The 12,969-nt window shown below is 75.6% G+C and carries 13 protein-coding genes; 11 read left to right on the forward strand and 2 right to left on the reverse strand.

Annotated features, from left to right (window positions below; translation table 11 throughout):
- The first annotated feature begins 156 nt into the window (after positions 1 to 156).
- From Q0A33_RS13320 to Q0A33_RS13340, 5 genes are read left to right on the forward strand one after another with little or no spacing between them, the layout of a single operon-like run.
- Positions 157 to 654, forward strand: a complete 498-nt coding sequence (locus Q0A33_RS13320; RefSeq protein WP_291797669.1) for a transporter substrate-binding domain-containing protein — start codon at positions 157 to 159, stop codon at positions 652 to 654.
- Positions 651 to 1,694, forward strand: a complete 1,044-nt coding sequence (locus Q0A33_RS13325) for a cation transporter (RefSeq protein ID WP_291797672.1) — start codon at positions 651 to 653, stop codon at positions 1,692 to 1,694. The genes Q0A33_RS13320 and Q0A33_RS13325 overlap by 4 nt, the downstream gene beginning before the upstream one ends.
- Positions 1,691 to 2,740: an iron-containing redox enzyme family protein gene (locus Q0A33_RS13330; RefSeq protein ID WP_291797675.1), complete on the forward strand. Its 1,050-nt coding sequence runs from the start codon at positions 1,691 to 1,693 to the stop codon at positions 2,738 to 2,740. The genes Q0A33_RS13325 and Q0A33_RS13330 overlap by 4 nt, the downstream gene beginning before the upstream one ends.
- A complete protein-coding gene (locus Q0A33_RS13335) occupies positions 2,737 to 3,759 on the forward strand; it encodes a glycosyltransferase (RefSeq protein WP_291797678.1) in 1,023 nt (340 codons plus the stop codon). Before Q0A33_RS13330 ends, Q0A33_RS13335 begins: the two co-directional genes overlap by 4 nt.
- On the forward strand, positions 3,756 to 3,992 hold the full coding sequence (locus Q0A33_RS13340) for a CDGSH iron-sulfur domain-containing protein (RefSeq protein WP_291797683.1): 237 nt from the start codon (positions 3,756 to 3,758) through the stop codon (positions 3,990 to 3,992). Before Q0A33_RS13335 ends, Q0A33_RS13340 begins: the two co-directional genes overlap by 4 nt.
- A 154-nt stretch (positions 3,993 to 4,146) precedes the next feature.
- Here Q0A33_RS13340 and Q0A33_RS13345 read toward each other — a convergent pair whose 3' ends face one another.
- Entirely contained in the window at positions 4,147 to 5,094 is a 948-nt protein-coding gene (locus tag Q0A33_RS13345; RefSeq protein ID WP_291797686.1) for a glycosyltransferase family 9 protein, read from the reverse strand.
- Positions 5,095 to 5,115: 21 nt separating this feature from the next.
- Between Q0A33_RS13345 and Q0A33_RS13350 the strand changes: the two genes are divergently transcribed.
- The 6 genes from Q0A33_RS13350 to Q0A33_RS13380 all read left to right on the forward strand — a co-directional run bounded on the left by Q0A33_RS13350 (position 5,116) and on the right by Q0A33_RS13380 (position 11,725).
- Entirely contained in the window at positions 5,116 to 5,637 is a 522-nt protein-coding gene (locus Q0A33_RS13350) for an HAD family hydrolase (RefSeq protein WP_291797689.1), read from the forward strand.
- Positions 5,634 to 6,698, forward strand: a complete 1,065-nt coding sequence (locus Q0A33_RS13355; RefSeq protein WP_291797692.1) for a glycosyltransferase family 9 protein — start codon at positions 5,634 to 5,636, stop codon at positions 6,696 to 6,698. The genes Q0A33_RS13350 and Q0A33_RS13355 overlap by 4 nt, the downstream gene beginning before the upstream one ends.
- On the forward strand, positions 6,695 to 7,717 hold the full coding sequence (locus Q0A33_RS13360; protein WP_291797694.1) for a glycosyltransferase: 1,023 nt from the start codon (positions 6,695 to 6,697) through the stop codon (positions 7,715 to 7,717). Before Q0A33_RS13355 ends, Q0A33_RS13360 begins: the two co-directional genes overlap by 4 nt.
- A complete protein-coding gene (locus tag Q0A33_RS16625) occupies positions 7,714 to 9,597 on the forward strand; it encodes a glycosyltransferase (protein WP_363316613.1) in 1,884 nt (627 codons plus the stop codon). Before Q0A33_RS13360 ends, Q0A33_RS16625 begins: the two co-directional genes overlap by 4 nt.
- The gene (locus Q0A33_RS13375; protein WP_291797697.1) at positions 9,594 to 10,952 is read left to right on the forward strand and encodes a PfkB family carbohydrate kinase; all 1,359 of its coding nucleotides are present in this window, start codon (positions 9,594 to 9,596) and stop codon (positions 10,950 to 10,952) included. Before Q0A33_RS16625 ends, Q0A33_RS13375 begins: the two co-directional genes overlap by 4 nt.
- A gap of 80 nt (positions 10,953 to 11,032) precedes the next feature.
- Positions 11,033 to 11,725, forward strand: coding sequence for an SDR family oxidoreductase (locus tag Q0A33_RS13380; RefSeq protein ID WP_291797700.1), 693 nt, complete (start codon positions 11,033 to 11,035; stop codon positions 11,723 to 11,725).
- An 8-nt stretch (positions 11,726 to 11,733) separates the two neighbouring features.
- On the opposite strand, the gene Q0A33_RS13385 is transcribed toward Q0A33_RS13380, so the two are convergent.
- The gene (locus Q0A33_RS13385; protein ID WP_291797703.1) at positions 11,734 to 12,846 is read right to left on the reverse strand and encodes a glycosyltransferase family 9 protein; all 1,113 of its coding nucleotides are present in this window, start codon (positions 12,844 to 12,846) and stop codon (positions 11,734 to 11,736) included.
- Between the last annotated feature and the right edge of the window lie 123 nt (positions 12,847 to 12,969).

Here is a 12,969-nt window from a genome sequence, read left to right on the forward strand (position 1 = left end):
ACCGTATGCGGAATGTCGCGAGCACACAATGCTCCTTGCCTCCGCCAGCCCACCGGGCAGTGATCTCACAGCGGGTCGCCAGCGACCGCTGAGCCCCACGGGAATCCCCGCTCGCACCCCGGTGACAGAATCAAGTTATGTTGTCAGAATCAGAGCATGATCGGACAGCGCACGCTCGCAGTGGTCCTCGCCGCCCTCTCCGCCCTCGGCACCGCCGGGTGCTCCGTGCCCGCGGATCCCGAGGGCACCCTCGACCGTGCACGGCACGGCGAGCTGGTGGTGGGCGTCTCCCACAGCCCGCCCTGGACGGACGCCCGCGGCTCCGCGCCCACCGGCACGGAGCCGGAGCTCGTGCGGAGCTTCGCAGACTCCCTGGACGCCGAGGTCGACTGGGAGGTCGCGGGTGAGGAGCGGCTCATGACCCTCCTCGAGGAGGGGGACCTGGACCTCGTCGTCGGCGGACTGACGACGGATTCCCCGTGGACCTCCGAGGCCGCACTCACCACGGACTACACGACCACCCCCGGCAGCGACGGCGGGAAGGACAGGCACGTGATGGCCGTGCGCATGGGTGAGAACGCCCTGCAGACCGAGCTCGAACGCCACCTGCTCTCGCCCGAGGTGCAGGAGCGGCTGCGGGAGACGGCGCCGTGAGCGCGCGGTTCGGGCACACCCAGCTGCCCGAGGAGCAGGCGCGGGCGCTGCGGCGCGCCGTCCGGCTGGAACGGGTGAGCATCGGCATGACGCTCATGACCATGACGCTCGTGCTCCTCGTCGCGGGCAGCTCCCAGGCGATGAAGGCGGCATGGATCGAGGACTCCCTCGCACTCCTCCCTCCGCTGGCCTTCCTCGTCGCGGTGCGCTTCATCCGTCGCCGGCCGACTCCCCGCCGCCCCTACGGCTGGCACCGTTCGATCGGCGTCGCCCACCTCGTCTCCGCGGTGGCGCTGCTGACGATGGGCGGATACCTGCTCATCGACTCGGGCATCGGCCTGGCCCGGGGCGAGCGCCCGCCCATCGGCGTGCTCGAGGTGGGCGGCCTCCTGCTCTGGCAGGGCTGGCTCATGCTCGCCGTCATGGTCCTGGTCATCATCCCGCCGGTGGTCCTCGGCCGACTCAAGCTGCGGCTCGCCCCGCTGCTGCACGACAAGGTGCTGTACGCGGACGCGCAGATGAACAAGGCGGACTGGACCTCCTCGCTCGCGACGATCGTGGGGGTCGCGGGGATCGGCGTGGGCCTGTGGTGGATGGACGCGGCCGCGGCGATCGCCGTCTCGCTGAGCATCCTCCGCGACGGCTGGACCAACCTGCGCGACTCCCTCCGGGATCTCATGGACTCCCGCGCCACGCAGTACGACGGGGAGGATCCGGATCCCCTCGTGGGCGAGGTCCGCGCGACCCTGCTCGCCGCGGACTGGGTGGCCGAGGCCGACTGCCGCATCCGCGATCAGGGCCACGTCCTGCACGTCGAGGCCTTCGTCGTCCCGGAGGACGCCTCGCTGCCGCCGCTGGAACGCGTCACGGAGCTGCGCGAGCGGTGCATCGGCCTCGACTGGCGGATCCAGGACCTCGTCCTCTCCGTCGTCGAGGCGCTGCCGGAGGAGCTCCTGCCCCAACTGAGCACACAGGCGCGGAGCCTCGGCCCCGCGGACACCGCTTACACTCACCACCACTCTCCTCAGGAGGATTCGTGAACACCCAGCCGCTCTCCCGCCCCTCCGACCGCCCACCGCTCCCACGGGGTCCGCTCAGCGCCGCGCTCCTGCGGCTGCTGTCCTCGCCCGAGCCCCCTCCGGGGCCGGACGGCCTGTGCGCCACCGCCCGCGACGCCGTCGAGGCCGCCGAGGAGGTTCTCGCCGACGAGGACCTCCAGCTCTCGCTGTTCCTCCTCTACCAGCTCCACTACGGCCCGGAGGACTACGTCGCCGGGGAGTGGGAATGGGACCCGGGGCTCCTGCGGACGCGGTTGCTCCTCGAGCGCGCACACGAATCGGCGCTGCGCGCACGGGCCCCGCCCCCCGGCGACGCCCCCGCCGACGGCGAGGGCCTCGCCGATCTGCTCTTCGCGATGACGGCCGACGCGGCCCGCCCCGCACTCGCCACCTGGTTCGCCCGCCACGCGGACCCGGGACAGCTCGGCGAGTTCCTCGTCCACCGCTCGCTCTACACGCTCCGGGAGGCGGATCCGCACAGCTGGGCGATCCCGCGCCTGCGAGGGAGGGCGAAGGCGGCACTCGTGGAGATCCAGGCGGACGAGTACGGCGGCGGACGGCCGGAGCGCGTGCACGCGGAGATCTTCGCCCGGACCATGCGCGGGTTCGGTCTGGACAGCCGGCCGGAGGCCTACCTCGACCTCATCCCGGCCACGACGCTGCTGCCGATGAACACCATGAGCCTCTTCGGCCTGCACCGGAGGCACCGCGGGGCGATCGTGGGACATCTCGCCGCCTTCGAGATGACCTCGTCGATCCCCAACCGCCTCTACTCGCGCGCCTTCGGCCGGTGGGGCTGGGGTGCGGAGGTCCGGGAGTACTTCGACGAGCACGTGGAGGCCGACGCCGGGCACGAGCAGATCGCGGCGCGGGACCTCGCCGGCGGGCTCGCGGATGCGGAGCCCGCCCTCGTCCCCGAGATCGTCTTCGGCGCCGCGGCGTGCCTGTACGCGGACGAGCAGGCGGGCGCGCACATGCTCGCGGCGTGGAAGGCCGGGGCCTGCTCCCTCCGGAGCGTCGGACCGTGAGCGCCCCGGCCGACTATCTCCTCCCCCTGCGCTGGCAGGCGGGCGAGCGGCACGGGGAGGCCCTCGCGGACCTCGTCGGCTATCTCTCGGGGCTGCCCGGCGACGTGCGCGTCACCGTCGTCGACGGCTCGCCGCCGGGTCTCCGCGCGCTCCACGCGGCGGCGCTGCCCGCGCACGTGCGTCACCTGCCGGCCGCACAGGTCCCCGCCGCCAACGGCAAGGTGATCGGCGTGCTCACCGCGCTCCCCCGCCTCACCCGGCGGGCGCTCGTCATCGCGGACGACGACGTGCGCTACACCGAGGAGGGCCTCGGCGAGGTCCTGCGGCGCCTGGACCGCGCGGACATGATCGTCCCGCAGAACGTCTTCACGACCGCGGACGGGTCGCCCCTGCCGTGGCACGCCCGGTGGGACACGGCCCGCTCACTGCTCAACCGCGCGTTCGGCACCGACTACCCCGGGACCCTGGCCGTGCGGCGGGAGCTCCTCGACGGCGGCTACGATCCGCACGTCCTGTTCGAGAACCTCGAGCTCATCCGCACCGTCCGCGCACGCGGAGGCAGGGTCGAATGCGGCCGCGACGTGTACGTCCCCCGGCGCCCGCCCACGGTCCGGCGATTCTGGGAGCAGCGGGTCCGCCAGGCGTACGACAGCCGCGCGCAGCCCGTGCGCCGGGCGGCCGAGCTGCTGCTGGTCCCGCTCGTCCTCCTCGCACTGCGGCGGCCGCCCCTGCTGCTCTGCTGCACGCTCGGGGCAATCGCACTCGCGGAATGCGGGCGACGGCGGGACGGCGGCGCGTCCGCCTTCCCCGCCGGCAGCGCGCTGTGGGCACCCGTCTGGCTGCTCGAGAGGGGCGTCTGCGCCTGGATCGCCCTCGCCGCAGGGATGCGGGGCGGGATCGGCTATCGCGGCTCGCGCCTGCACATCGCCGCACATTCCGAGGGATGGCTGCGGCGGAGGGAGCGCGGGTACTGCGACGAGGACGCATGGAAACCCGCACACGAGGAGGAGCAGGCATGAGCGGCACACACACGGACGGCGGCGGAGACCCCGTGGTCATCACCCCCTGCCCGGACGGCCCGCTGCTGGTCCGGGGCGACTTCGCGCTCGCACCGGCCCCGGGAGCCGCGCCCGAGGCCGCGCGCCGGAACGTGACCGCGCTCTGCCGCTGCGGCATGACGGGGATCCCTCCGCTCTGCGACGGCTCGCACAAGCTCAGCGGGTTCCGCACTCCCCGGAGCGAACCGGACTGAGGCCGGCCGCTCTCAGCCTCCTCGCGGCCTCCGCTCACGGCACTCCATGCCGCTGACCTCAACTTCTAACACAAGGCCCCTTGTGTTTTTGAAGCAGGAGCGCTCCAATGGGGACATGAGCACCCCACAGGTTCGGACCTCCGTCCCCACCCCCTCAGCGCAGCAGCGCACGGGCCTCGCGCAGCACCTCGGCGGCACCCACCGCGAGGAGCGCGGGGTCCGGGTCCGCGGCGAAGACCTCGCCCCGGCGCAGCCGCGCATCGGTGAGCACCCGGTGCGGTCCGGCGGGCGGTCCCCAGCGCTCCGGCGCCGCCGGGCCGAACAGCACGACGGAGGGGCGGGCGAAGGCGCTGGCGAGATGCGCGGCACCCGTGTCGGCGGAGACCACGAGGGAGCAGCCGGCGATGAGCGCGCACAGCTCGCGCAGACTCAGCACACCGGCGAGGGAGCGCACCGCACCGCCGTCGTCTCCCCCGCCGGCCAGCCGCACGACCGCCTCCGCCCGCGCCCGCTCCCGGTCGTCGCCCGTCACCCGCACCCGCAGCCCGTCCTGCGCGAGTCCGCGCACCACCTCCGCGAACCGTTCGACCGGCCACTGCCTGCTGCCGTGGGATGCGCCCACGTGGACGACGGCGCAGCCGGCTCCCCCGCCGCGGGCGCCGGTGTCGAGCGCCTCGGCCCGCAGCCGCAGCTCGGCGGGGTCGCCGGGGATGCCGTGCCAGGCGAGCAGGCGCACCCAGCGCTCGCGCTCGTGGAGCGCCTCGGTCCAGACGGGGCCGTCCCACCCCGGCGCCCGGTGCCCGATGCGGCGCGGGGACCCGAGCTCCTCGAGACGGCCTCGGCTCTCCGGCCCTCCCCCGTGGAGGTTGACCGCGCCCTCCACGGAGCCGGCGGCCGGGAGCAGCGGCTCCTCCAGCCCGGCCACCGGCAGGTGCGCGTCCACGCCGCCGATCAGTTCGACGACCGGGGCCAGCCAGGCGGGGCAGGCGAGCACCAGCCGGTGGTCCGGGAAGCCTCGGCGCAGCGCCCGGAGGGCGGGCACCGCCACGAGCAGATCGCCGAGCTTGAGGGCGCGCAGTGCGAGCACTGTGGGCTGAGCCATCCTGGTCCCCTTCCGGCGGCGGTGCTGTTCGACCGTGACGATACGCTCATCCGCGACGTGCCGTACAACGGCCGGCCCGAGCTCGTGGAGCCGATGCCCGGGGCACGGGCTGCGCTGGAGCTGCTCCGCGCCCACGGCGTGCGGCTGGGGGTCGTGACCAACCAGTCCGGGATCGGCCGCGGGCTCCTCACCGAGGCCCAGGTGAGCGCCGTGAACCGGCGGACCGCCGAGCTCCTGGGCCCGTTCGGCGCCTGGGAGACCTGCCCCCACGCCCCCGCCGCCGGGTGCTTCTGCCGCAAGCCCCGCCCGGGCATGCTGCTGCGGGCGATGGAGCGGCTCGGGGCACCGGCCTCCGCGACCGTGATGATCGGCGACATCGGGGCGGACATGGTCGCGGCGAGCGCGGCCGGCTGCCGCGGAGTGCTCGTGCCCACCGCCGTCACCCTCGCCCCCGAGGTCGCCGCGGCGCCGGCCGTGGCCGCGCACCTCGGGGAGGCGGTGCGACTGGCGCTCGGCGCCGAGGCCGCGGGAGGTTCGCGATGACGCGGGTGCTCGCGGCCCGGCTCGACAGCGCCGGGGACGTCCTCGTCACGGAGCCGGCGCTGCGGGCGATCGCGGCCGATCCCCGGGTGGAGGCGCTCACCCTGCTGTGCGGCCCGCAGGGACGGGCTGCGGCGGAGCTGCTCCCGGAGCCCGACGCCCTGCTCTCCTGGGCGAGCCCGTGGACGCTCGCACCCGCTCCCCCGGCGACCTCGGCGCACCTCGCAGAGCTCCGCGACGCGGTGGCCGCGGGCGGCTACGACGCGGCCGTCGTCTTCACCTCGTTCCACCAGTCGCCGCTGCCCCTGGCCCTCGTGCTCCGCACCGCTGGCATCGCGCACATCACCGGCGCCTCGACGGACTACCCCGGCAGCCTGCTCGACGTCCGCCTGCGTCCCGGGGAGGACTTCCCGGAGGACCAGCCCGAGGTGGAGAGGGCTCTGCGGATCGCCGCCGCGGCCGGCTTCGGCCTGCCGGCGGGCGACGCGGGCCGGATGCGCATCGCGGATCCCTCCGGCGCCTTCTTCGGCACGCCCGCCGCTGCAGCCGCCGGACTGCGGCCCGACGAACCCTATCTCGTCCTCCACCCCGGTGCCGCCGCCCCGGCACGGATGTGGCCGCCGGAGCGCAGCCGGGCGGCGGTCGAACTGCTCACCCGGCGCGGCTGGACGGTCGCGGTCACCGGCGGGCCCGCGGAGAGGGAGCTCACGGCCGCCGTGGCCGGTGCCCACGGCATCGACCTGGGCGGACGGTGCGACCTGCGCGGCACCGCGGACCTCCTCGCCCGCGCCTCGGCCCTCGTCTCCGGCAACACCGGGCCGGCGCACCTGGCCGCAGCCGTGGGCACGCCCGTCGTCAGCCTCTTCTCCCCCGTCGTCCCGGCGATCCGCTGGGCACCGTACGGCGTCCCCGTCGAGCTGCTCGGGGACCAGACGGCACCCTGCCGCGGCACCCGCGCCCGGGAGTGTCCCGTCCCCGGCCATCCCTGCCTCGCCTCCGTGGCCCCCGAGGCCGTGGCGGAGGCCGTCCGCCGCATCGTCGACCGCACAAGGAGCTGCGCATGAGAATCCTCCTCTGGCACGTCCACGGCTCGTGGACGGACGCATTCGTCCACGGACGGCACGAGTACCTGCTGCCCGTGCTCCCCGAGGGCGGCCCCTGGGGGCTGGGCCGCGGCGGCCGCGAGTGGCCGTGCTCCGTCCGGGAGGTCGCGCCCCGGGATCTCGCGCACACCGCGGTCGACCTCGTGCTCCTGCAGCGCCCGGAGGAGCGGGAGGAGGCGGCCCGCCTGCTGGGCCGCAGACCGGGACGGGAGGTGCCGGCGGTCTACGTCGAGCACAACACCCCGCGCGGCGACGTGCCGGACACGGTCCACCCGCTGGCCGGGCAGCAGGACATCCCGCTCGTGCACGTCACGCACGTCAACCGGCTGCTGTGGGACTGCGGGGGCGCCCGCACCGAGGTGATCGAGCACGGCATCCGCGATCCCGGCCCGCTCTACACCGGAGAGATCCCGCGGTTCGCCTTCGTCGGCAACGAGCCGGTGCGCCGCTGGCGGGTGACCGGTGCCGATCTCCTCCCGGAGTTCGCCCGAACCGCCCCCGTCGACGTCTTCGGCATGGGCACGGAGGGACTGGCGGAGGCGACCGGTCTGGGTCGCGACCGGCTCCGGGTGCTCGGCGACCTCCCGCGCAGTCAGCTGCACAGGCTCATGGCCCGGCGCCGGATGTACCTGCATCCGGTCCGCTGGACCTCTCTGGGCCTGTCCCTCCTCGAGGCCATGCACCTGGGCATGCCGGTGCTCGCCCTCGCCACCACCGAGGCCGCCCGTGCCGTCCCGCCCGAGGCCGGCGCCGTCTCCGCGGACCCGGCCGAGCTCCGTGCCGCGGCCCGGCGCCTCCTCGACGACCCGGAGGAGGCCGCGGCGCGGGGCAGGGCCGCACGCGCCTTCGCCCTCGAGCACTACGGCCTCGACCGGTTCCTCCGGGACTGGGACTCCCTGCTGTCCGCCCTGGTCCCCGCAGACCCTCACACCACTGACCCGGGGGCCGCCGCGCGGCTCCGGGAAGGAGAGAAGCGATGAAGATCTCGATGGTCTCCGAGCACGCGAGCCCGCTGGCCGCCCTGGGCGGCGTCGACGCGGGCGGGCAGAACGTCCACGTCGCGGAGCTCTCACGGGCGCTGTCCGCACGCGGCCACAGCGTCACCGTCTTCACCCGGCGCGACGATCCGCACCTCCCGGAGGTCGTGGAGGCGGACGGCGGGGTCACCGTCGTCCACGTGGACGCCGGACCGCCCGTCGCCGTGCCGAAGGACGAGCTCCTCCCCCACATGACGGAGCTGGGGCTCGGCATCGCCGCCCACTGGCGGGCGCATCCGGCGCGGAGGCCGGACCTCGTGCACTCGCACTTCTGGATGTCCGGCCTCGCCGCCGGGACGGCGCTGCGCAGCGCGGGACTCGACGCCGTGCCGCTGCTGCACACCTTCCACGCGCTCGGCACCGTCAAGCGCCGCCATCAGGGCGTGCTCGACACGAGTCCGCCGGAACGGACCGCACTCGAACCGCACGTGGGGCGCGAGGCGGACCGGATCATCGCCACGTGCTCCGACGAGGTGGACGAACTCATCGCCATGGGGCTGGACCGGGACCGCGTCTCCGTCGTCCCCTGCGGCGTCGACCTCCGCCTCTTCGACCCCGAGGGCGAGGCGGAGGAGACCGGCGGGAAGCGCCGGATCGTGTGCGTCGGCCGGCTCGTGCCGCGCAAGGGCGTCGATCTCGTCGTCCACGCGCTCGCGGCGCTCACGGCCGAGGGCTTCGAGGACGTGGAGCTGCACGTCGTGGGCGGCGGGGCGGAGGAGGCCTGCCTGCACACGGACCCGGAGGCCCGTCGTCTCCGCGACCTCGCGCAGGACCTCGGCGTGGCGGACCGCGTCGTCCTCCGCGGACAGGTTCCGCGCGAGGAGATGCCCGCGATCCTCCGCAGCGCCCGTCTCGTCGCCTGCACCCCCTGGTACGAGCCGTTCGGGATCGTCCCCCTCGAGGCCATGGCGTGCGGAGTCCCCGTCGTCGCCGCACGCGTGGGCGGCCTGCAGGACACCGTGGTGCCGGAGCGCACGGGGCTCCACGTGGAGCCCCACGACCCCGCCTCGCTCGCCGCCGCCGCGGCCCGGCTGCTCTCCGATCCGCAGCTCGCCCGGCGGCTGGGTGCGGCGGGGACGGAGAGGGTCCGCGCCGGCTACTCCTGGGCGACGGTGGCCGCACGGACGGAGGAGGTCTACGCGGAGGTCCGGGGCCGGGCGGTCGCCCGCGGCGGCGCCGGCGGGCTCGGCGGCCACCTCGACGGGACGGAGCGGGCGCTGGCCTCGCTGCGCGACCAGGTGCCGACCCTGCAGGCCTGGGGCCGTGATCTCGCCGCCGCGCTCTCCGGCGGTGCGCGCCTCCTCACGGCCGGCAACGGCGGCTCCGCGGCGGAGGCGCAGCACCTCAGCTCCGAACTGGTCGGACGCTTCCGCGGAGACAGGCCCGCGTACGCGGCGCTCGCGCTCAGCACCGACCCCTCCGCCGTCACCGCGATCAGCAACGACTACGGCTACGAGGAGGTCTTCGCCCGGCAGGTCGAGGCGCACGCACGGCCCGGGGACGTTCTCGTCCTCCTCACCACGAGCGGACGCAGCCCCAACCTCCTCCGGGCCGTCGAGGCCGCCCGCCGGAGCGGTGCCCGGACCTGGGCGCTCACCGGCCCGGGGCCCAACCCGCTCAGTGCTGCGTGCGACTCCGCCGTGTGCGTCGACGCCCCGGCGCCCCACGTGCAGGAGGCCCACCTCACGGCGGTGCACGCCCTCTGCACGGTGTTCGACGCGGAGGTCGCCGCATCCGCCCTCCCGCACTCGGCGCCGGACACGGTGCCCGTCGCGGCACCGGTCCCGGTGCGCGCGCATCCCGGCGAGAGGGTGCCGTCATGAGGATCGCGGTGGTGGGCGACGTGCTGCTCGACGAGGACGTCCGCGGTGGTGCCCGGCGGCTGTCCCCGGACGGTCCCGTGCCGGTCGTCGACGTCGAGGAGACCCGGCGCCGTGCGGGCGGCGCCGGGCTCGCGGCCGGCCTGCTGGCGTCCGCCGGGCACGAGGTCGTCCTCGTCACCGTCCTCGGCGACGACGACGCCGGCACCCGGCTGCGCGACGTGCTCACCGGCACCGAGGTGGTCGCGGGACCGTCCGGGTCCCCCACCCCGGTGAAGCGGCGGCTGCTCGCCGGAGCGCACGTCGTCGCCAGGATGGACGAGGGCTGCGGCGCGGGAGCCCGCCCGGAGAGCACGGCGGAGATGCGCGCCGCGCTGGAGCGAGCGGATGCCGTGCTCGTCTCCGACTACGGACGCGGGCTCTGCGAGGACCCCGCCCTGCGCGAGGCGCTGCGCCTCCGTGCCGCCGCGGTGCCGGTGGTGTGGGATCCGCACCCCCGCGGTGCTCAGCCGGTGTCCGGGGTCGCCGCCGTCACGCCCAATGCCGCCGAGGCCGCCGCCCTCACCGGGACGCCGGCGGACGACTGCCGGACGGCCACCCGTGCCGCCGCGGCGCTCCTGCGGACCTGGCCCGCGGAGGCCGCCGTGGTGACGCTGGGCGGTGAGGGGGCGCTCGCCCTCGAGCGCGGCGGGCTCCCCCTGTTCGCGCCCGTGCACCGGACTGCGGCCGGGGACGCCTGCGGTGCCGGGGACCGCTTCGCCGGCAGCCTCTGCGCGCACCTCGCCGCCGGCGCCCCGCTCGGCAGGGCGACGGAGGCGGCGGTCGCCGAGGCCGCGGCGTTCATCGCGGCCGGCGGCGTCGGCGCACCCGCGCAGGAGACGGCGGAGCACGGGCTCGGCACCTCGAACTCCCTCGACGCGCGCCTGGAGACCGTGCGGGCACAGGGCGGGACCGTGGTGGCGACGGGTGGGTGCTTCGACCTCCTCCATGCCGGCCACGCCCGCACCCTGGCCGCCGCCCGCCGCCTGGGCGACGTCCTCGTCGTCTGTGTGAACTCGGACGCCTCCGTGCGCCGGCTCAAGGGCCCCGGCCGCCCATTCGTGCCGCAGGAGGACCGGGTTGCGCTGCTGGAGGCGCTCGCCTGCGTCGACGCGGCGGTGGTGTTCGAGGAGGACTCCCCGGAGAGGACCCTCGAGCGCCTCCGGCCGGACCTCTGGGTGAAGGGCGGCGACTACACGGCGGACTCCCTCCCGGAGACGGAGCTCGTGTCCCGGTGGGGAGGGCAGACCGTGACGGTGCCCTTCCTCCCCGGGCGCTCCACGACCTCCCTGGCCGCGGCGCGGGACGCGGCGGGATGACACAGGTCCGGCACCCGGCACAGCACGGCACCCGGCACAGTACGGCACAGCAGCGGACGAGAACGGAGAGGAGAACAGCGATGAACGAGCAGAAGCGGAGAGTGATCATCACCGGCGGAGGCTCCGGACTGGGGCTGGCGTGCGCCGAGGCCGTCGCGGACGCGGGAGGGACTCCCTTCGTCCTGGACCTCGACGTCTCCGCGGCCGCGCCGCACCGGGCCCGCGCGCTCGACGTCACGGACCGGCCCGCGGTCGGACGCCGCATCGACGAGGCCGCGGAGGAGCTGGGAGGCGTCGACGCGCTCGTCTGCGCGGCGGGGATCGACGTCCCGGGAGGCCTCGACGAGATCGCCGCCGCGCAGTGGGAGCGCGTCCTCGCGGTCAACCTGCTCGGCACGGTCTCCGCCGTCCGGGCCGCGCTCCCCCATCTCTCCCGCACCCACGGGCGGGTGGTCACGGTCTCCTCCACCCTGGCGCTCCGGGGCGCGGCGGGCGCCACCGCCTACAGCGCCTCGAAGTTCGCCGTGCGCGGCTTCAGCCAGGCGCTGGCGGCGGAGACCGCGGGCCGGGTCGGGGTCACGAACATCATCCCCGGTGGGATGCGCACGCACTTCTTCGACGGCCGCGAGGAGCAGTACCGCCCGCAGGACGACTCCCGCCTCAACGATCCCGCCCGGGTCGCGGAGGCGATCCTCTTCGCCCTCTCCCAGCCCCGCGGCGCGGAGGTGCGCGAGATGCTCGTCGCGCACGAGGACGAGGGGTCGTGGCCGTGAGGGGCCGCTCAGCGGCCTGCAGCCTGGGCGCGGGCATCCGGCCAGACCGGCTCCGGCGCGATCGCCGTGAGGTACGAGGGATCGTGCGCGCAGCGGTCGGCCGTCCAGCCCACCTGGGTGACGTCCACCCCGCACTCCGGGCAGCGGGTCACCCAGGAGAGGTGCACGCGATGGCGACCGCGCCCCAGGGGGCCGGCGCTGATGCAGTTGCCCACCCAGTAGAGGCCCACCGTGGCGGTGCCCGCCGCCGCGGCGAGGTGACGGGGACCACTGTCGTTGCCGACCATCACATCGGCCTCGGCGAGCACCCCCATGAGCGCGGAGAGGGACAGCGCACCGGCCAGCGAGGCCACCGAGCCGCGGGGGTTCCGGCTCCCGCGCGAGCGCGCCCCGGACACGATCTCCTCCCCGGCGGGCGCATCGGACCCGTCCCCGACGACGACCACCTGCCAGCCCTCGCCCGCCGCGAGCGCGGCCAGCTCCGCGAAGCGCTCCGCCGGCCAGCGCCGGCGCGGGTCGGTCGCACCGGGGTGGAGCACCAGCAGCCCCGCGGCCGCCTCGTCGCGCAGCTCTGCACCCGCCTCGCGTTCGGCGGGCGTGACCGCGAGGCGGGCCTCCGGGCTCCGCACGGGAGCGCCCACGAGGCCCACGACCTCCAGCGCCCGCAGCATCTCGTGCTGGTGGTAGACGTACGGCAGGTTCCGTTCGAGGGCCGCGGCGTCCTCGGTCCGTGTGCCGACGGTGTGCCGCGCCCCCAGTTCCAGCAGGAACGGGTTGGAGTTCCGGCCGCCGCCGTGGACCTGCACCGCGAGCGCGACCTCGCGCTCGCGCATCCGGCGTAAGAAGGCGGCGCGCGCCGGCGGGCCCCCCTCGCCGGGCCGCCCGCCCGGCGCCGGCGGCACCACGACGACCTCGTCGACGGGCCCCGGCCGGCCGGCGAGCAGCTCCGCGTGCGCGGGCGTGCCGAGCAGGGTGAGCGCGGCCTCCGGATAGGCGGCCGCGAGCGCCTCGCAGGCGGGGACGGCGACCATGAGGTCGCCCAGGCCCCCGCCGCGCAGGACCGCGATCCGCCCGATCCCCTCGAGCCGTGCGCCCGCGGCACCCTCGTACGTCCCGCCCATCGCGCCGTCCCTTCGTCGCACCGAGGAGGAGCCTCATGACCGAGATCACTGAACTCGACCCGCACACCGGCGACCCCGCCACGACCGTTCGCGCCGCCGGCGACAGCGAGGGCGCCGGTGTGC

The sequence above is a fragment of the Brevibacterium sp. genome (assembly GCF_022712115.1).
Lineage (GTDB): Bacteria > Actinomycetota > Actinomycetes > Actinomycetales > Brevibacteriaceae > Brevibacterium > Brevibacterium salitolerans.

Excerpts from the sequence above, each read along its gene's own strand:
- Q0A33_RS13360 (WP_291797694.1), top strand. The coding sequence starts at position 6,695 with ATGAGAATCCTCCTCTGGCACGTCCACGGCTCGTGGACGGACGCATTC.
- Q0A33_RS13385 (WP_291797703.1), bottom strand. The coding sequence starts at position 12,846 with ATGGGCGGGACGTACGAGGGTGCCGCGGGCGCACGGCTCGAGGGGATC.
- Q0A33_RS13380 (WP_291797700.1), top strand. The coding sequence starts at position 11,033 with ATGAACGAGCAGAAGCGGAGAGTGATCATCACCGGCGGAGGCTCCGGA.
- Q0A33_RS13375 (WP_291797697.1), top strand. The coding sequence starts at position 9,594 with ATGAGGATCGCGGTGGTGGGCGACGTGCTGCTCGACGAGGACGTCCGC.
- Q0A33_RS13320 (WP_291797669.1), top strand. The coding sequence starts at position 157 with ATGATCGGACAGCGCACGCTCGCAGTGGTCCTCGCCGCCCTCTCCGCC.
- Q0A33_RS13345 (WP_291797686.1), bottom strand. The coding sequence starts at position 5,094 with ATGGCTCAGCCCACAGTGCTCGCACTGCGCGCCCTCAAGCTCGGCGAT.
- Q0A33_RS13340 (WP_291797683.1), top strand. The coding sequence starts at position 3,756 with ATGAGCGGCACACACACGGACGGCGGCGGAGACCCCGTGGTCATCACC.
- Q0A33_RS13355 (WP_291797692.1), top strand. The coding sequence starts at position 5,634 with ATGACGCGGGTGCTCGCGGCCCGGCTCGACAGCGCCGGGGACGTCCTC.
- Q0A33_RS16625 (WP_363316613.1), top strand. The coding sequence starts at position 7,714 with ATGAAGATCTCGATGGTCTCCGAGCACGCGAGCCCGCTGGCCGCCCTG.